18 protein-coding genes are annotated in these 18,368 nt (G+C 26.6%); 14 read left to right on the top strand and 4 right to left on the bottom strand.

The annotated features are described in order from the left end of the window. Positions 1–2: 2 nt before the first annotated feature. Together KO488_RS03815 and KO488_RS03810 are read left to right on the top strand one after the other, a co-directional pair. Positions 3–464 (top strand): MotA/TolQ/ExbB proton channel family protein, encoded by a 462-nt coding sequence (locus KO488_RS03815; RefSeq protein WP_216057471.1) that lies wholly within the window; start codon positions 3–5, stop codon positions 462–464. Continuing rightward, complete coding sequence (locus tag KO488_RS03810) at positions 454–759, top strand: DUF2149 domain-containing protein (RefSeq protein WP_216057470.1); 306 nt, start codon at positions 454–456, stop codon at positions 757–759. Before KO488_RS03815 ends, KO488_RS03810 begins: the two co-directional genes overlap by 11 nt. A gap of 26 nt (positions 760–785) precedes the next feature. Here KO488_RS03810 and KO488_RS03805 read toward each other — a convergent pair whose 3' ends face one another. Then, positions 786–1,367 carry a DUF134 domain-containing protein gene (locus KO488_RS03805; protein ID WP_216057469.1) on the bottom strand — a complete coding sequence of 194 codons (582 nt, stop codon included), beginning with the start codon at positions 1,365–1,367 and terminating at the stop codon, positions 786–788. A gap of 105 nt (positions 1,368–1,472) precedes the next feature. Here KO488_RS03805 and KO488_RS03800 point away from each other — a divergent pair, with 105 nt between their 5' ends. The 5 genes from KO488_RS03800 to KO488_RS03780 all read left to right on the top strand — a co-directional run bounded on the left by KO488_RS03800 (position 1,473) and on the right by KO488_RS03780 (position 5,497). Further along, complete coding sequence (locus KO488_RS03800) at positions 1,473–1,685, top strand: DUF4492 domain-containing protein (RefSeq protein WP_216057468.1); 213 nt, start codon at positions 1,473–1,475, stop codon at positions 1,683–1,685. A 10-nt stretch (positions 1,686–1,695) separates the two neighbouring features. Continuing rightward, complete coding sequence (locus tag KO488_RS03795; protein ID WP_216057467.1) at positions 1,696–3,225, top strand: cytochrome ubiquinol oxidase subunit I; 1,530 nt, start codon at positions 1,696–1,698, stop codon at positions 3,223–3,225. Next, positions 3,226–4,359, top strand: a complete 1,134-nt coding sequence (cydB, locus tag KO488_RS03790; RefSeq protein ID WP_216057466.1) for a cytochrome d ubiquinol oxidase subunit II — start codon at positions 3,226–3,228, stop codon at positions 4,357–4,359. Between the two features lie 111 nt (positions 4,360–4,470). Beyond that, positions 4,471–4,872: a NifB/NifX family molybdenum-iron cluster-binding protein gene (locus tag KO488_RS03785; RefSeq protein ID WP_216057465.1), complete on the top strand. Its 402-nt coding sequence runs from the start codon at positions 4,471–4,473 to the stop codon at positions 4,870–4,872. 49 nt (positions 4,873–4,921) lie between these two features. Beyond that, positions 4,922–5,497 (top strand): superoxide dismutase, encoded by a 576-nt coding sequence (locus KO488_RS03780; protein WP_216057464.1) that lies wholly within the window; start codon positions 4,922–4,924, stop codon positions 5,495–5,497. Positions 5,498–5,529: 32 nt separating this feature from the next. Here the strand turns inward: KO488_RS03780 and KO488_RS03775 are convergent, their stop codons facing one another. After that, positions 5,530–6,591: an agmatinase family protein gene (locus KO488_RS03775; RefSeq protein ID WP_216057463.1), complete on the bottom strand. Its 1,062-nt coding sequence runs from the start codon at positions 6,589–6,591 to the stop codon at positions 5,530–5,532. Between the two features lie 131 nt (positions 6,592–6,722). Between KO488_RS03775 and KO488_RS03770 the strand changes: the two genes are divergently transcribed. The 4 genes from KO488_RS03770 to KO488_RS03755 all read left to right on the top strand — a co-directional run bounded on the left by KO488_RS03770 (position 6,723) and on the right by KO488_RS03755 (position 11,814). After that, a complete protein-coding gene (locus tag KO488_RS03770) occupies positions 6,723–7,808 on the top strand; it encodes a DNA alkylation repair protein (RefSeq protein ID WP_216057462.1) in 1,086 nt (361 codons plus the stop codon). Then, positions 7,792–8,259 (top strand): Cys-tRNA(Pro) deacylase, encoded by a 468-nt coding sequence (gene ybaK / locus KO488_RS03765; protein WP_216057461.1) that lies wholly within the window; start codon positions 7,792–7,794, stop codon positions 8,257–8,259. Before KO488_RS03770 ends, ybaK begins: the two co-directional genes overlap by 17 nt. A gap of 97 nt (positions 8,260–8,356) precedes the next feature. Further along, entirely contained in the window at positions 8,357–11,542 is a 3,186-nt protein-coding gene (locus tag KO488_RS03760; protein WP_216057460.1) for an NAD-glutamate dehydrogenase domain-containing protein, read from the top strand. 65 nt (positions 11,543–11,607) lie between these two features. Continuing rightward, positions 11,608–11,814: a hypothetical protein gene (locus KO488_RS03755; protein WP_216057459.1), complete on the top strand. Its 207-nt coding sequence runs from the start codon at positions 11,608–11,610 to the stop codon at positions 11,812–11,814. A 49-nt stretch (positions 11,815–11,863) separates the two neighbouring features. On the opposite strand, the gene KO488_RS03750 is transcribed toward KO488_RS03755, so the two are convergent. Beyond that, positions 11,864–12,295: a globin gene (locus tag KO488_RS03750; protein WP_216057458.1), complete on the bottom strand. Its 432-nt coding sequence runs from the start codon at positions 12,293–12,295 to the stop codon at positions 11,864–11,866. A gap of 147 nt (positions 12,296–12,442) precedes the next feature. Between KO488_RS03750 and KO488_RS03745 the strand changes: the two genes are divergently transcribed. Genes KO488_RS03745 through KO488_RS03735 form a run of 3 tightly spaced genes read left to right on the top strand, consistent with a single transcriptional unit; the run spans position 12,443 to position 16,322 of the window. Then, entirely contained in the window at positions 12,443–13,063 is a 621-nt protein-coding gene (locus tag KO488_RS03745) for a paraquat-inducible protein A (RefSeq protein WP_216057457.1), read from the top strand. Beyond that, the gene (locus KO488_RS03740; protein ID WP_216057456.1) at positions 13,064–13,645 is read left to right on the top strand and encodes a paraquat-inducible protein A; all 582 of its coding nucleotides are present in this window, start codon (positions 13,064–13,066) and stop codon (positions 13,643–13,645) included. It begins immediately after the preceding gene. After that, a complete protein-coding gene (locus tag KO488_RS03735) occupies positions 13,638–16,322 on the top strand; it encodes an MlaD family protein (protein WP_216057455.1) in 2,685 nt (894 codons plus the stop codon). Before KO488_RS03740 ends, KO488_RS03735 begins: the two co-directional genes overlap by 8 nt. A gap of 24 nt (positions 16,323–16,346) precedes the next feature. On the opposite strand, the gene ciaB is transcribed toward KO488_RS03735, so the two are convergent. Continuing rightward, the gene (gene ciaB, locus KO488_RS03730) at positions 16,347–18,230 is read right to left on the bottom strand and encodes an invasion protein CiaB (RefSeq protein ID WP_216057454.1); all 1,884 of its coding nucleotides are present in this window, start codon (positions 18,228–18,230) and stop codon (positions 16,347–16,349) included. Positions 18,231–18,368 lie beyond the last annotated feature (138 nt).

Below are 18,368 nucleotides of genomic sequence, written 5' to 3'. Positions count from 1 at the left end.
TTATGTTTTCATCAATATCTATAGGATTAATGCACCAAATCACAGCTATTTTATTAGAACCAGTTTCTTGGGCTTTAATCTTTTTTGTAGTTTGGGGTTTATATGAAGTTGGTATTAGTATAGGGGAGAGAACTGTTGAAATAAACAAGCTTGTTAAGACAAATGATATTGCTTATGTTTTATCAATTGCAAAGAAAAGAATTGAAAGAGCAGATTTTATCACAAGATTAGCTCCAATGCTTGGACTTATGGGAACATTAATCCCTTTAGGTCCAGGACTTGCTGCACTTGGTGATGGTGATGTTAAAATTCTTAGTACGGCAATGTCTGTTGCTTTTGATACTACAGTTCTTGGTTTATTAGCTGGAATGACTGGTTTTATTATTTCAAGACTTAGAAAAAGATGGTATGATAAGGCTTTGACAATTATGGAACAAAAACAGGAAAAGAAATATGAAAAATAGATTTTCTTCTGAACATTTTGTAAAAGAAGATGATGAACCTCTTGGACCATTAGCAAACTTAGTAGATATTATTTTAGTTTTTGCTTGTGGATTAATTGCAGCTCTTGTAGCAATTAGTCCTAATTTACAAGAACATTTTAATGTTGAAGATTCTCAAAAAATTACCCAAGGTAAAGAGTTGGCAAATGTACCTAAAAATATAAAAGATAGTTTAGATTCAAAAGAAGGATTTAAATCTTTAGGTCAAGTATATAAAGACCCAAAGACTGGAAAATTAATTTTAATTAGTGATTAGAGTTTTTTATTTATTATAAAAATAATTTATAAATTAATTAAATCTTCTTTATTAGTTATTTGTTTTTCAATAACTTGAATACCTTTCGTAAGAAGAGAATTTTTTAAACCTTCTCCTATTTTTGTAGATAAAAATATATTTACATTAAAATCTAAAAATATTTGAGGTAAAACAATTGCAGGTTTTGAAGTTTTTACATAAACGTCATTTTCAATTGATTTTATTAAAGTTACTTCATTATCTTCAATTTTGTATATAGATATATATTGGTCTGTTGATAACATAGATTCAAAGCTATTTTTACTTGCAGAACAAATTGCAACTATATAAGGTGTATTTGCATCTTCAATAGAAATTTTATTTCCATAAACAATTGCTCTTGTTAACTTTTGTCTTGCATTTTTTAAAATTCTAGTAAATGTAGGTCTTGAAACCTTCATACTTTCTGCTGCTTTTTCTTGATATAAATCTAAAATATCCATTAAATAAATAGCTTCCATTTCTTCATCTAATAGATGAGTAATCCCATTGTATGATTTATTCTCAGGTATATAATCTTTAAATGCTGGTTTAAAGACTAAATTTCTTTTTGTTTTTTCTCTTCCCATTATTATCCTTGTTTAGAATAATATCAAAATTTTGTTAAATTATTCTTGACATATGTTCAATAAAGTGTTATTATTTTGAACATATGTCAACAAAAGGATAATTTTATGTTGAATTTAAAAAATATTTACTCTTTTTATATAAATGGTTTTAAAAACATGACTATTGGAAAAACATTATGGAAACTTATATTAATAAAACTATTGGTTATATTTCTTTTTCTTAACTATTTTGTACATGATAAATCGTTAAAAACTGAATATAAGACATATGATGAGAAAGTTGATTTTGTATATAAAAATCTAACAAAAGATAATTGAGGAAAATAAAATGGAAGAACATTTAGTTGATTGGTCAAGAGCTCAATTTGCCCTAACTGCAATGTATCATTGGATATTTGTTCCATTGACATTGGGACTTGGTTTTATTGTAGCTATTATGGAGAGTATATACGTAAAAACAAATGACGAATTTTGGAAAAAAACTACAAAATTCTGGATGGGTTTATTTGCTATTAACTTTGCAATTGGAGTTGCAACTGGAATTATAATGGAGTTTGAGTTTGGTACGAACTGGGCAAATTACTCTTGGTTTGTAGGTGATATTTTTGGTGCACCTTTAGCAGTTGAAGGTATTTTAGCATTTTTTATGGAAAGTACTTTTTTTGCTGTTATGTTTTTTGGATGGGATAAAGTAAGTAAAGGTTTTCACCTTCTTTCAACTTGGTTAGTAGCCGTTGGTTCAAATCTATCTGCACTTTGGATTCTTGTTGCAAATGGATGGATGCAATATCCAGTAGGTATGACTTTTAATCCAGATACAGTAAGAAATGAAATGAATAACTTTTGGGATGTTTTATTCTCACCTGTTGCTGTAAGTAAATTTTTACATACAATTGCAAGTGGTTATGTATTAGCTTCATTATTTGTAATTGGTATTAGTGCTTGGTATTTATTGAAAAAAAGAGATATTTTATTTGCTAAAAGATCTATTATTATAGGTGCTACTTTTGGACTTATTACTTCATTGTTTTTAATTTTAAGTGGAGATGAGTCAGCTCACCAAGTGGCACTTAAACAACCTATGAAACTTGCAGCAATGGAAGGTTTATATGAAGGAACAACAGATGCTGGAATTGTAGCTATGGGAATATTAAATCCTAAAAAAACAATTTCAAATGATGAAGAACCTTTCCTTTTAGAAGTAACAGCTCCATATGCACTTTCACTTCTAGGATACCACGATATCCATGCTTTTGTTCCTGGTATTAAAGATTTAGTTTATGGAAACGAAGAAATGGGAATTATAAGTACCCAAGAAAAAATGCAAAAAGGAAAACTTGCAGTTCAAGCTTTAGAAGATTATAAAGAAGCTAAAAAAACAAAAGATGAAGTACAATTGATTCAATCAAAAAGTATACTTGATGAAAACATGAAGTATTTTGGTTATGGGCATATCAAAAAAGCTGAAGATGTAGTTCCTCCTGTTGCTATTAATTTTTATTCATTTCATATTATGGTAGCCCTTGGGTCTTGGTTTACATTACTTTTTGCGATGGTTTTATTTTTTGCAACAAAAAGAGATATTCTAAATTATCCTTTACTTTTAAAGGCAGCTTTATGGAGCATTCCATTGGGTTATATTGCAAGTGAAGCTGGTTGGGTAGTTGCAGAAGTTGGAAGACAACCTTGGGCTATTCAAGATTTGATGCCTGTTGGAATTGCAGCTACTAAAATAGCTAGTACAAATGTAATGATAAGTTTCTTTATCTTTGCTACTTTATTTACAGTGTTATTAATAGCTGAAGTTAAAATAATGACAAAACAAATAGGACTTGGACCTGAAAGTAAGGAGCATTAAATGGGATTTGGAACACTTGAACTTTTAACACTTCAACAATATTGGTGGATAATTATTTCTTTATTAGGTGGTCTTTTTGTATTTATTATGTTTGTTCAAGGTGGACAAACATTAATGGATAAATTAAGTGATAATGAGATAGAAAAAACTATGTTAATAAATAGTATTGGAAGAAAATGGGAATTAGGTTTTACTACTTTAGTTTTATTTGGAGGTGCTTTATTTGCAGCTTTCCCATTATTTTATGCAACTAGTTTTGGTGGCGCTTATTGGGTATGGTTAGCAATTTTGTTTTGTTTTATTATTCAAGCTGTAAGTTATGAATATAGAACAAAACCTAATAATTTTTTAGGACAAAAAACATATGAAATATTTTTGAAAATAAATGGAAATATTGGAACTTTTTTATTAGGAGTTGCTATTAGTACATTTTTTAGTGGAAGTGAATTTATAATTGATTCAAATAATTTTGTAGATTGGCAAAATCCATTACGAGGTCTTGAAGCTTTACTTAATCCTTATAATTATTTACTAGGATTTGCACTTGTATTTTTAGCAAAAATCAGTGGAGCATTGTATTTTATTAATAATATAGATTATGAACAAATTAGACAAAAAGCAGTTAAGTCAATCAAAATAAATATGATTTTCTTTCTAATTTTCTTTCTTAGTTTTATGACTTGGATTCTAATAAAAGATGGATATGCAGTTGCTAAAGATGGATTTGTATCTATTGAAAGATTTAAGTATCTACAAAATTTTATTGATATGCCAATTGTTTTAGCTATGTTTTTAATAGGTGTTGCAATGGTAATAATAGCTGTATTTGTAACTATAACTTTTAAAAAAACTTGTTGTATTAAAACAGGTGGAATAGGAATTGTTCTTACTGTTATGGCTATTTTATTAAATGTTGGATTAAATAATACATCTTACTATCCATCAACTGTTGATTTACAAAGTAGTCTTACAATAGTAAATAGCTCAGGTAGTCACTATACTTTAATGACAATGGCTTATGTATCATTGATGGTACCTTTTGTATTAGCTTATATTACCTATGCTTGGTATAGCATGGATAAAGTAAAAATAACAAAAGAAGAAATAGAATCCCCTGATTCTCATAATTATTAAGAAGGTTAGAAATATGCAATATTTAAGTGAATTAATTTGGTTAAGTCTTTGGCCCGTGGTTATATATCTAGGATATAAAATCTCAATAATAAATGCAACAAAGGAGATAAAATGATTGCAATACCAGTAAAAACAAATAAAGAAAAAACAGCAGTGTCAACAATGTTCGGGAAAGCTAAATATTTTGCTTTAATCTCAAAAGATACTATTGAAATAGTGAAAAATGAACAAAGAGGTGGAAGAGCAGTAGCTACATGGCTAAAAAGTAAAAATGTAGACACTCTTATAACTTCTCATATGGGTGATAATCCTTTTTCTGTACTTCTTAAAATGGGAATAAAAGTTTATTTTGCAGGTGATAAAAGAATTGAAATAAATGATGTGTTATTGAAATATGCAGATGGTGATTTACCTTTATTAACACTTGAAAATTTTAATACACTAATAAAAGAAGATATACATGATAATCATAGTTCTTGTAAGAGGGGAAATAAACCTTCTATATTTATTTAATTTATAGTAATATTAGTAGTTATATTAATTTAATTAAAAAGGATAAAAAATGAAACATGTATTAATGACTTTACCTTACAATTTAGATGCCTTAGAACCTTTAATGTCAAAAGAGACTTTGGAGTTTCACTATGGAAAACATCACCAAACTTATGTTAATAAATTAAATGAATTAATTGAAAATACTAAATATGAAGATTTATCATTAAATGAAATAATCAAAAGTTCAGAGGGAGGAATTTTTAATAACGCAGCACAAGTTTCTAATCATGACTTTTTCTGGAATGGTTTAACTCCTAATCAAACAAATATTCCTTCGAATCTTGAAGATGAGTTAGTTAAAGCTTTTGGAAGTGTTGAAGAGTTTAAAAAAGAATTTACAGCAAAAGCAATAGGACAATTTGGTTCAGGTTGGGCTTGGTTAGTTCAAGATGAAAATAAAAACTTAAAAATAATTACAACTTCAAATGCACAAACTCCAATACAAAGTGATTTAAATCCACTTTTAGTATGTGATGTTTGGGAACATGCTTATTATATTGATGTAAGAAATGCAAGACCAGCTTATTTAGAAAACTTCTGGAAACTTGTAAATTGGGATTTTGTAGCTAAAAATTTAGCTTAAATAAAAAAAGGATGTAAAAAATTACATCCTTTTTATTTATATTCTATCTTTTCATTTGAAGCTAAAAGTGCACCACAAAGTTGGTATAAAATTCTAGAACCTACATTTTCATCCCAACCATCATTACTATTTCCAACTTCACATAGATCAAAACCAATAATATTTCTTCCACTTTTAACTACTAAAAATATTAGATATTCAAGTTGTGAAAAGCTAAGACCACTTGGAACGGGTGTTCCTGTATTTGGGCAGTTTATTGGTTCTAGTCCATCAATATCTATTGAAAGATATACATTATGTGGAAGTTGTTCGATATATGGAGTATAAACTTCATTTAAAGATTTTCCACAAGCTAATTGCTCTTGCATTTGTGAGTCATATAAACAAGCACCTTTACTTCCATAATCCTTTAATCTATTAGCTTCTTCACTTGAATAATCTCTAATTCCAAATTGAACAAGCTTTGAAATTCTTTCACATTCATTCATTGCATTATAAAAAATAGAAGCATGAGAGTATGTAAAGCCTTCATAGGCACATCGTAAGTCATGATGTGCATCAACATGAAGTATTCCAAAATCTTCATCTTGAGTATCACTTAACGCTTTTATAAGTCCAAGAGGAGAGGAATGATCACCACCTACAACTCCTACAAACTTACCTTTTTTGATTTGTTTCATTGCTTTTTTATATACTGAGGTATTTAAAGTATCTGAGGCTTCATTTACAAATTTTAAAGCTTTTTTATCTTCACTAGCATTTTCTAATGCTTCAATAACTTTAATAGCTTTTTTTCTAGCTTTATTACTTAATTTTAATAAATCTTTATCAGTTTCCAGCATAGCAATACCAGCAGTATAAGGTTTAATATAGTGGTAGTTTTCTACATCAAGTTGATGACTTGAAAGTCTAATGGCATCAGGAGCTTTTGCCGTTCCTTGTCCATATGAAACTGTAGCTTCCCATGGAACTGGTATTAAAACTAAAGAAGCTTCTTTAGGATTTAATCTTCCTCCAATAAAACCATCACCTTCAAGTGGTGGTAAGCCTTGTTCTAAAACTTCTATCTCTTCTTCTAATGTTCTGTATGACATTAATTTTCCTATTTGATTTAATGCGTAATTATATGATAAAAAAGTCTAGATAAGTGTTAATTTTGATTTATTTAAAACTTTTTGAGTAAAATAAGCCAAGATTTATAAAAAAGAATAAAGAAGAGTTTTCGATGGCTGAACAATTAAAATATGTATATACAGAAGATTATATTAAAAATCTTGGCAATAAAATAAAAGAAAATTATAAAGATTTTGATGAAAAAGCTTTTTTACTTTCTATATTTGATACTTCTTGGGATGATTTAGAGTTAAAACAAAGAATGAGACATATTGCAATAAAACTAAATAAAGCTTTGCCTTTTTCTTATGAAAAGCAACTAAGTATTTTAAAACCTGTTTCAAAAAGCTTTTCATCTTTTGAAGCTATGTTTTTTCAAGATTTTGTAGAAGTTTATGGGCTTGATGATTTTGAAAATTCTATGAAAGCTTTAGAAGTTTTTACAATTGATTCAAGTAGTGAATTTGCTATAAGACAGTTTATTTTGAAATATGAAGATAAAACAATACGTCAAATGAAACAATGGGCAAAAAGTAAAAATGAACATTTAAGAAGATTAGCCAGCGAAGGTTGTCGACCTAGACTTCCTTGGGCTGTTGCACTCGAGTGTTTTAAGAAAAACCCGAAAAAAGTTTTAGAAATATTAGAAATACTTAAAAATGATGAAAGTGTTTATGTACAAAAATCTGTCGCAAATAACCTAAATGATATATCAAAAGATAATCCACATTTAGTAATTGATTTTGTTAAAAACAATTTAGAAAAAACAAAACAACTAGATTGGATTTGTAAACATGCAAGTAGAACACTACTAAAAAAAGGAAATAAAGATATTTTAAAGCTTTTTAATTTTGATAAATCTTCACATATTAATATCAAGAACTTTTCTTGTGATAGTTCTGTAAATATCAATGAAAATTTTGCTTTTGCTTTTATTCTTGAAGCAAATGAAAATATAGGAAATGTAAGAGTTGAATATATAATTGATTATTTAAAATCAAATCAAAAACATAATAAAAAAATATTTATGATAAGTCAAAATGAAATAAAAACTACATCAAAGAGTTTTTTGAAAAAGCAAAGCTTTAAAAATATGACCACAAGAAAACACTATACAGGAAAACACTATATCTCAATTTTGATAAATGGTGAAGAAAAAATAAAAAAGGAATTTTACTTAAATGACGCCAGCAATTAATTTACTTAAAAAAAACAAATGTAATTTTAAAATACATAAATATGAACATGACCCACTTTGTACAGATTTTGGAAATGAAGCAGTAGAAAAACTAGGACTTAATGCACAGCAAGTATATAAAACATTATTAGTTGAATTAAGTCCAAAAGAATTAGCAGTTTGTGTAATACCTGTTGCAAATCAACTAAGTTTAAAAGATGTCGCAAGTGCTTTCAAAGTTAAAAAAGCTTTTATGGCAAACAAAGATGAAGCTCAAAAAGTTACAGGATATTTACTTGGTGGTATTTCTCCTTTGGGGCAGAAAAAAAGACTAAAAACAGTTTTAGATATAAGTACAAATGAGTTTAAAACTATATTTATAAGTGGTGGAAAAAGAGGGCTTGATATTGAAGTAAATCCTAAAGATTTAGTAAAACTTTTAAATGCAGTTATTTATAAAGTTACTGCTTAACTTAAATAAAAAAGTTAAAAGATATTTTTTTTTCTTTTAACGAAGACTTAACTATTTAAGAGTAAAATTTATTATTATATATTATAAGGATTTTACTATGGAAACATCAGATATTCAAGCAATATGTTCACAACTTTTAACTCATGATGATTTGGCAATTGATGATAAACTTTTTGAACAAGTTTTAGAAGAAAAAATAGTTACTAAAATACAAGAAAATAAAAAATCTAAATATATAAAGATATTTTCAAAAAAACAACTTTTTTTATCTCATATAACACCACTTTTACATAGTATTGGATTTGAGATAATTGATGAAGTTACTTATAATGTAGCGAATAATAAAGAACTTATTTATATTTCTAGATTTAATCTAAATATTGAAGATTTTGAAAAAATAGAAAAAGCAAAAGACAATTTAGAATTTATTATAAGTTACTCACTTAAAGATTGTACAATCAAATACTCAAAGGCTTATAGTTTAGTCTATAAAGAAAATCTTAATTTACGAAAGATTATGCTGATTCGTGCATTTATTGAGTATATAGATCAAGCAGTTTTAACAATTAATTCAGCAACAATTTTAAATACTTTAACAAGAAATCATAGTTTAACTTCTATGTTTGTAAAATATTTTATTACAAAATTTGAACCAGAAGTTAAAAATAGATCTAAATCTTTAGAAGAAATTGAAGATAAAATTAAAGCTGAGATAAAAAAGATACCACAAATTGTTGATGACAAAATATTAAATATCACTTTATTATTTTTAAAATCACTTTTAAGAACAAACTACTTTTTAGAACAAGAGACAATTTCTTTTAAAATTGATACAAAGACATTTAGTAAAGATTTAAAAGGTTTACAACCAAATTTAGAAAACTTTATTTATCATAGAGATTTTTCTGGACTTCATTTAAGAATGTCAAAGGTATCACGTGGTGGTTTGCGTTGGTCTGATAGGCATGATGATTATAGACAAGAAGTGAAATCTCTTATGATAACTCAAGAAGGTAAAAATTCTATTATTATTCCAGATGGTTCTAAGGGTGCTTTTGTAATTAATAAAAATGTTCAAGATATTACAAAAGAATATTTTACTAAAATTTATTCTCTATATATTAATGCGAATTTAGATTTAGTTGATAATATGATTGATGGAAAAATTGTAAAAAATGAAAAAGTTATTTGTTATGATGAAGATGATGCATATTTTGTAGTTGCTGCTGATAAAGGAACTGCTGCAATGAGTGATGTAGCAAATGCAATAGCAATAAAAAGAAACTACTGGTTAGGTGATGCCTTTGCAAGTGGTGGAAGTAATGGCTTTGGACACAAGGATTTAGGTATTACAGCACGAGGTGCAATTATGTCTTCAAAACGTTTCTTTATTGAAGATGGTATTGATATTTATAAAGATGAAATATCTGTTGTTGGTATTGGTTCTATGAGTGGAGATGTATTTGGTAATGGAATGATTGAATCTAAAACATTTAAATTATTAGCAGCAATTTCTCATAAAGATATATTTATAGACCCAAATCCTGATATCAAAAAATCATATATTGAAAGAAAAAGATTATTTGAATCTAAAAATGGTGGATGGACAAATTATGATAAATCAATCATTTCAAAAGGTGGAGGAATTTTTGCTAGAAGTGATAAAGAAATTACTCTAAGTAGTGAAATTAAAAAACTTATAGATACAAATCAAAAAGTAATATCAGGTGAAGAGTTATGTAAAAAACTACTAACTTTAGATGTTGATATGTTATTTAATGGTGGTGTTGGAACTTATGTAAAAGCTAGTGATGAAAACAATCTTGATATTGGTGATAAGCAAAATGAAGCAGTTAGAGTTGATGCAAATGAAATAAAAGCAAGAGTTATTTGTGAAGGTGGAAACTTAGGTTTTACACAAAAATCAAGAATAGAATTTGCTTTAAATGGTGGAAGAATACATCAAGATGCTATTGATAATTCAGCAGGAGTAAATACTTCAGATCATGAAGTAAATTTAAAAATTTTGTTAAATAGTATTCAAGCTCAAGGGCTTTTAACAAAAAAACAATCAGAAGAAACACTTCATTCATTAAAAGAACAAGTGGTTCAAATGGTATTAAAAAGTAACTATGACCAAGCCTTTGTAATATCTATTGATGAAAGATTTTCAAGAAGATACCAAAATGATTATATAAAATCAATAGAAGTTCTTGAAAAAAATATTGAGGCTTTTAATAGAAAAGATTTTTATATTCCAAAGAATGAAAGTATAAATGATGTAGTTGATATTCATGGTTCTATTGTACGACCAGTATTAGGCTCACTACTTTCATATTCTAAAATTTTTGTAAAAAAAATACTTTTAGAATCTGATTTTATTGATGATAAATCTGCTTTACAGTACCTTTATAGATATTTTCCAAAATCTTTTGTAGGTGCTTATGAACATGAAATATTAAATCATCCTCTAAGAAGAGAAATCATTGCAACAGTAATTGCAGATGTTGTAATAAATCATCAAGGTGTAACATTCATCTCTGATTATGAAAAATTAGGAAATGAAAGTTATTTACTAAAAATAAAATCGTACTTAGTAGCAAAACAATTGTTTGGAGCTAAAGATATTAGAGAAAAAATATATTCTCAAGATTCAATTATGGATATAGAATTACAATATAAGTTAGTAAATAAATTAGAATATACTTTATATGCAAGTACAAAATGGATGGTTAAGTATCTAAAAAACAATCAATTAGATGCTGTACATATTTTAGATCATAAAGAAGAGTTATTTACTTTATTATCTCAAATACATAGTCAAGACATAGCCGTGTTAATTGAAGGTGATGATAGATTTAATCAATTCTTCTGTGTAATTGATTATCTAAGATTTGCTGTTGCTGCAATTATTATAAAAGAAGATACACATCATTCATTTAGAGATGTACTTGTTTTATTTTATTCATTAATACATGAGTTTAATATTTTAGAGATTATTATTGAATTAAATAAAGTTCAAATAACAAGTCCAAGTGATATGACACTTAGAAATCAAGTGTTACAGTTTATAGAATTTATAGTAGTACATTACACTAAAAAAGTTTTAGAGTTCCAACGAGTAAATGAAGAACCAAAAGATGCTTTTGCTAATTTTTTATCAAATGAAAAAGATGTATTTTATAAAATAAGACATCATTTAGATGCTTTTATAGCAAAAGATACAAAAGACATAAAAGATATATCAATTACTGTAAATCAGTTAATGGTGTCATTAATATAAGTTCAAATTATATAAAATGATTAAGTAAGTATTTGTTATACTTATAAAAAGTAAAAGGATAATTTATGAGTAATTTTAATAATGAACCAAGTAATGATAAAATTGAAGATTATGATGGAAAAGAATCAAAAGAAAAAAGAAATATTGTAAGAATAGTAATAATTTCTTGTTTAGTTCTTGGAGCTTTTATCGCTTATTTAAAAGTAACATCACTTCCAAGTGATTATATTGGTACACCTGAACAACCTGGTATTAATACTAGTAAGAATTAAATATAATTTATAAATAAGTAAGGATTTATATCCTTACTCTATTATTTTACTAATCATTAGTGTTCATCATCCAAATTGAGAACACATCTAAATAATTCCAAAATGATTTTTTTAAATCTTCTGGCATATCTAGAGGTTTTAAAATCATAATATAAGATTCTAACCAAACTCTTCTAGCTTCTTGCGTGATAGCAAATGGTGCATGACGTGCAGCCATCATAGGTTTACCTCTATTTTGATCAAAATGTCGTTCTCCTCCACAGATTTGTATAAAGAAATCAGCAGAATGTTTTTTTGCTAATTCGAATCCTTGTTCTGATGGTGGGAATAAGCCTCTAATATTACTTTGTTTTAATAAATCATAGTGATCTGAAATAAGTTTCCTCATTCCTTCTTCCCCTAAAAACTCTAGTACTCTAGGATCTGGTTTTACAACTGGTGGTCTAGTTCCTACTTGACCTTCAGTGATATTAAATTCCATATTATTAACCTTTTTTTATATAAATTATGTGTATTTTATGTGCAAAATTTTGCAAACTAATAATACTATATCTATTCTAAATTCTAATAGAAAATTATATTTATTAAAAATATGATAAAATATTATATATTAAAAATATGGAAGTAAATGGCAGTTAATACTAAAAAAATTGTAGAATGTTATAGCTGTGGATTATTTGTAAATAAAGACTCCTTAAGTAAATCATTAAGCAAATCATCAAAATCAAAAATATTAAAATGTCCAAGATGTAATAGTAAAGTAATATATGAAGAAGCACATAGTATCGATTCTTTATTTTATGCGATATCTTCTTTACTTCTTTTTGCAATTTTAAATATATATCCTTTAATTACTTTATCTTTAGGGGTTACAGAACTTAAAGCAACACTAATAGGTACAGTTTCTATTCTTTTAGAACAAAACTTTTTCTTTGTAGCTTTAGTAGTATTTTTCACAATAGTTGTAGCTCCTATACTTAACTCTTTGATTATCATAATATTTTTTATTCAAAAGTATACGAATTTGAAGTTTCTTACAAATACACTTCTTCATGATAGTTTTCATTTCTTTAAACATTGGGGATTTATTGAAGTATTTATTATTAGTATAATTGTTACATATATTAAACTTATAGGTATGGTATCTTCAACAAAATTTGATATTGGATTTTATGTAATGATTGTATATATATTTTGTTTATATATGTCAAATAGAAAATTTTCAGGAAAAGAAGTGTTTGGTGATTAAATGTTATTAATATCCTGTAAAAATTGCCACGAGGTTTATGAAAGAGAAAACTATGATGAGTTTGTTTGTAATAAGTGTAAGCATAAAGTACAAAAAAGAGTAAAGAATTCATTGCAAGTATCACTTGCCTTAACAATTTGTGCAATACTTTTATATATTCCAGCGATGCTTTATCCTATGATGGAGATTACAAAACTAGGAATAAAAACACAAAGTACTATTTTAGAAGGTGTAATTAGTTTTTTAGAATATGAAAATTACTTTATAGCTTTTGTAATTTTTACAGCAAGTGTTGTAATACCTTTGATAAAACTATTAGGATTATTATTGATTTTTATTTCCTTGAAAATTGATATAAAAATAAAAAATAAAAATAAAATTAGAATATTTAAATTTATAAATTTAATTGGAAAGTGGTCTATGATTGATATCTATGTTGTTGCTATTTTAGCTTCAGTAGTTCAAGTAGGCGAACTTTTTAATATAAAAGGTGGTTTAGCAGCGACATCTTTTGCCCTAGTAGTAATACTAACAATGATAGCTGCACATAGATTTGATACAAGGATTATTTGGGATGATTGAGAATAAACAAGTTGAAAATGAACAAGTAGAAGAAAATGAAATTGAAGATGTTGTATATAAAGCAAATGAAGAAGAAAAAAAAGCAGTATCATTTATCTGGATTTTACCATTATTAATACTAGGTATATTAGCTTGGATTTCATATGAATCATATATGAAAAAAGGTGTAAATATCACCGTTGTCTTTAAAAGTGCAGAAGGTTTAAAAGAAGGTGCAACAACACTTGAATATAAAGGTTTACAATTAGGGAAAGTTACTAAAATAAATATAAATGATGATTTAAAAAATGTAAAAGTTAATATTTTAGTAAAAAGTGATGCGAGCAAATATGTAGCAAGTGAGGGTTCTAAATTTTGGATTAAGAAACCTACTGTTTCTCTTACGAAAGTATCGGGTTTAAGTACTTTAGTTGATGGTTATAAAATAGAAATATCTCCAAAATTTATGAGAGAAACAGATTCTGAAGAAATTAAAGAAAAATATGATTTTATAGGACTTGATAGTAGACCAGATGATGAATTGATTAGTAATGGATATTATGTTTCATTAATTGCAAAAGATAAAGATAGTGTAGAAATAGGAACACCAATCTTTTATAATAAATACCAAATAGGTGAAATTGTATCAAAAGATTTTAAGTTTGAAAAGGTGTTTTTAAAAGCATATATTTATGATAAATACAATTATTTAGTAAATAAAAGCTCAAAATTCATGTTAAATGAGGCGTTAAATGTTAGTTATGGTCCAAGTGGTTTAAATATAGAAATAGGTTCTTTATACTCAGCACTTGTAGGTGGAGTTACTGTAATAACATCTAAAAAAGATGATGAGAAAATCCAAAAAGATGAAGTTTATACTTTATATGCAGAAAAAGATGCACTTGAAGAAAAAGAGTATATTCATATTAAGTTTTCAAGTGTTGATGGAATAGATAAAAATACTCCAATTATTTATAAAGGTTTTACAATTGGAAAATTTACAGACTTAAGTTTAAATACAGAAGATGTAACGGCTAAAGCTTTTGTTTATAAAAAGTATAAATATTTGCTTACTTCAAATACTGAGTTTTTTATTCAAACTCCAGAGTTTAGTTTAGAAGGTGCAAAAAACTTAGGAAATATTATAAAAGGAAATTTTGTTTCTTTAAATTATAAAGAAGGAGATGAAGCTAAGATATTTATTGCAAAGAACTTTAATAAAAATAAAGCTTATGATCCATCTTTAATCTATACATTAAAAAGTGAAAATTTAAACTCTATTACAAGAAAATCAAAAATCTATTTTAAAAATATTGAAATAGGAGAGGTTCTCGACTATTCATTATCAAAAGATTTTAAAAAAGTAAATATTAAAATACTTATAAAAAAAGAGTATAAAAAACTTATTCATAATCATACTCTTTTTTATGATATGAGCTCAAAACTTTTAGAGCTAAAAGACTTTAATCTTGATATTAATTACCAGGGAATTAAACCACTTTTAAATGGTGCTATTGCAATTGCTGAATTAAGACGTGATAAAAAGCAAACAAAGAAAAGTTTTAAATTACATGAAAGTTATAGCGAAATAGAAAAGCTAAAAAGATTACATAATGATGGTTTTACTATAGATACATACTTTAATAATGACTTTAAAATCAAAAAAGATATGGCAATTGTTTATAAAAACCAAGAAATAGGTTTTGTAAAAGCAATAAACTTTAATAGTAAGCAATCAAATGCAAAACTATTTATCTATAAAGAGTATAAAAAATATATAAATAAAACAAGTAGATTTTATAAAAAAGGTGTTTTAGACCTAAGTGCATCTTTAAATGGAGTTTTATTAAATATGGATAATTATACTTCATTATTAGAAGGTTCAATTGTTTTAGAAAATAATTCCAATATGTTATATGACAAACATCTTATTTTTGCTTCAAAAGATGAAATGAAAGACTCATCAAACAGTATTACAATAGTTTTTGATGATGTAGAAGGTATTCATGAACAGTTTTCACAACTTACATACAAAGGTGTAAAGGTAGGGAAAGTTACTAAAGTATCTCTAAATTCTAATCAAAAAGTTTTAGTAACAGCGCAAATATTTGAGGATTATAACTCTTTTACAAAAGAAGGAACGATTTTTTATTTAAAGAAACCAAAAATTTCATTTCAAGAGATATCAAATATTGGTTCAACGGTTATGGCTGTAAATATTGGAGTTATTAAAAGTAAAAAAGGAAAATATCAAACAAAATTTAAAGGCTTTGATACTCTTCCTTCTATTGATAAATCTTATCATGGAACAATTTTCAAAGTTTATTCAACAAACGCTTCAAGTGCAAATGTAGATTCTCCAATATATTATAAAAACGTTCAAATAGGAAAAATCAATAATATTGACCTTTCAGAAGATGCAAGTACAGTTATTATGGATTGTTTAATTTATGATAAATATACTAAGTTCATTAGAACTAATTCAGTATTTTATGACATAAGTGGTTTTAATATGAAATTCTCAATATTTTCAGGTTCTAAAGTGGAATCAAATACTTTTACAAGTATTTTAAAAGGTGGTTTAATGGTAGTTACCCCTTATGAATATAATGAAAGAGCAAGTACTAAAAATAAATTTATGCTAAAAGAAGAGTTACGGGAAGATTGGAAAAGTATAAGTCCTAGTATAAAGTATTAGTAATAAATAAGAGGAAAATTCCTCTTATTTTATATAGTTTTCTTTTTTATCAACAGTGTCTAATTCTTGACCAATTTCTTGATATCTTTTAAAGTAGTTTTTTACGAATGAATTTATATTTTTATTTACAGGCATAAAATACTTATCTTCTTTTACCGCATATTTATTTAAAAACTCTGTGGCATCTTTTTTATCTAAATAATGTTTTGCTAAAGAAGAGTATGTATATACATACCATTTTTTTAAGTTTTCATATTTAGAAGCGGACAAATTAATACTTAGTTTTTTATTCTCTTCATCCCAAGCTAAAATATCAGAATCAAATAACCCATTTAAGTGAATAATTCCTTCACAATAATAAGGTTGAACTTCATCTACTTCCATCCATCCCATAAGTCCAATTGCTCGTTTAACTGTATCTATTAAAACTTGTTTTTCCAACTCTTTTTCATCATTTGATTCATCTAAGAAAAATGATACTAATCCACCTGTTGTTGCTTTAAATTCTTCAATGTTTTTAAAGTTACCACTTTTATTCATTACAGATTCGGTTTCATCATCACACCATAAAATGTGACCATATTCATGACCAATAGTTGTAATATCGTAAACTTTATGCCAAGCAGCAGTTTGATTAAATAAAAACTCTCTATCTTCGGTTAATAATTCTTGTCCAAAAACTTCAGCACTTAATTTTAAGAAAGGTTTTGCTCTTGAACTTTGAAGAATTTCATCAGAAAAAGCAAATATTTTCTTTCCTTCTTCTTTTGAAACTATTTCATCATTTGGTACAACTTGTGCTGAAAATAGTCCATTAAATTCTGCTCCAAAAAATATTGCAGGTCTTCCTACATAAAGTTGAACCTTGTCAAGTGATTTTAAAGAGAAATCATAAACTGATTTGTTTTCTTTCGACTGTTCTTGCATTTCGTAAATTTTAGCAAAGGCTGCTTTGATTTTATTAACTCTATTATCATCTTGTGCGAACTCTGGATTAGTAAGTCTAATATCCCATTCTAAAGCAACTGCTTTTCTAAAGTGATCTTCATAATACTCTAAAGGATGTCCTATTTGAATTGGGGATTTTATTTTCATCCAAGCTCTATCTACATCTGCCCATCTTTCAACTAAAAGATGAGTTTTTTCTTCAGCGAAAGCTTTTATAAGTGTTTGGATATATAAAATATAATTCCATTTTTCACCATATACATCATCTTCAAGTTCGATTAAATTTTCTTCAAACTCTTCAAGTGCATCAATAACAGCTGTTGTTTGAGTTTTAAAAGCTTTTATATAAGCTTGTGAATGATAAGTGTCTTTTTCTTTTACAAGCGCTGAGTATGATCTATCTGCAATCATACTATTATGTCCTAAATCTAGTAACTTATTATCTTCAAGATATTTAAATACCTTTTCTTCATCACCATCAAATTTTACCATTAGCTCTTTATTTATTCCATTTATTATATGAGCTGTCCATAAACTTTGCCATGAAGACATTTTTAAGCCAACATTATAAACACCTTCAAATATTGCTTGGTAGAAAGGAGTTAGAAGATTATTATGTTTTATATAATCAACTGTTTTTTTATGCTTCTTATGCCAGAAATCTCGTACAAAGCAATAAGCATCTTCTTGAAGTTCAATTATTTGAGCTTCATTTTTTTTCTGCTTCTTTAACACTTGCACTAAAGAATCATCTCTTAAGTTTACAAGTCTAGTAACAAGTGCAAATCTTAGATCATCATTCATTTCAAGTTCAAGGTATTTTGCAAACTCATCTATGATTTGAAGTTTCTCAAATTCTTGCTTTTCTAAATGTGAGATTAGTTTATTTATATGTGATTTTTGAGAGTTTAAAAATTCGTAAACTTCTGCTAAATTATCTAAAAATTTGTTTTTATCCAAAGTCTTGTCCTTAATATTGTAATTACGTAAGTTTATCTCATTTATTCTTTTTAATAAATAAGCAGCCGTTTTTATTTATATTTAATTAATAATTCCATATATGATTATAGATGCTATAATTTTACATAAAAGATGTAA

The sequence above is a fragment of the Poseidonibacter lekithochrous genome (assembly GCF_018861145.1).
GTDB classification, from domain to species: Bacteria; Campylobacterota; Campylobacteria; order Campylobacterales; family Arcobacteraceae; genus Poseidonibacter; species Poseidonibacter lekithochrous_A.
The sequence above is the reverse complement of the archived record's forward strand: the minus strand, read 5'-3'. Positions and strand labels throughout refer to the sequence as shown.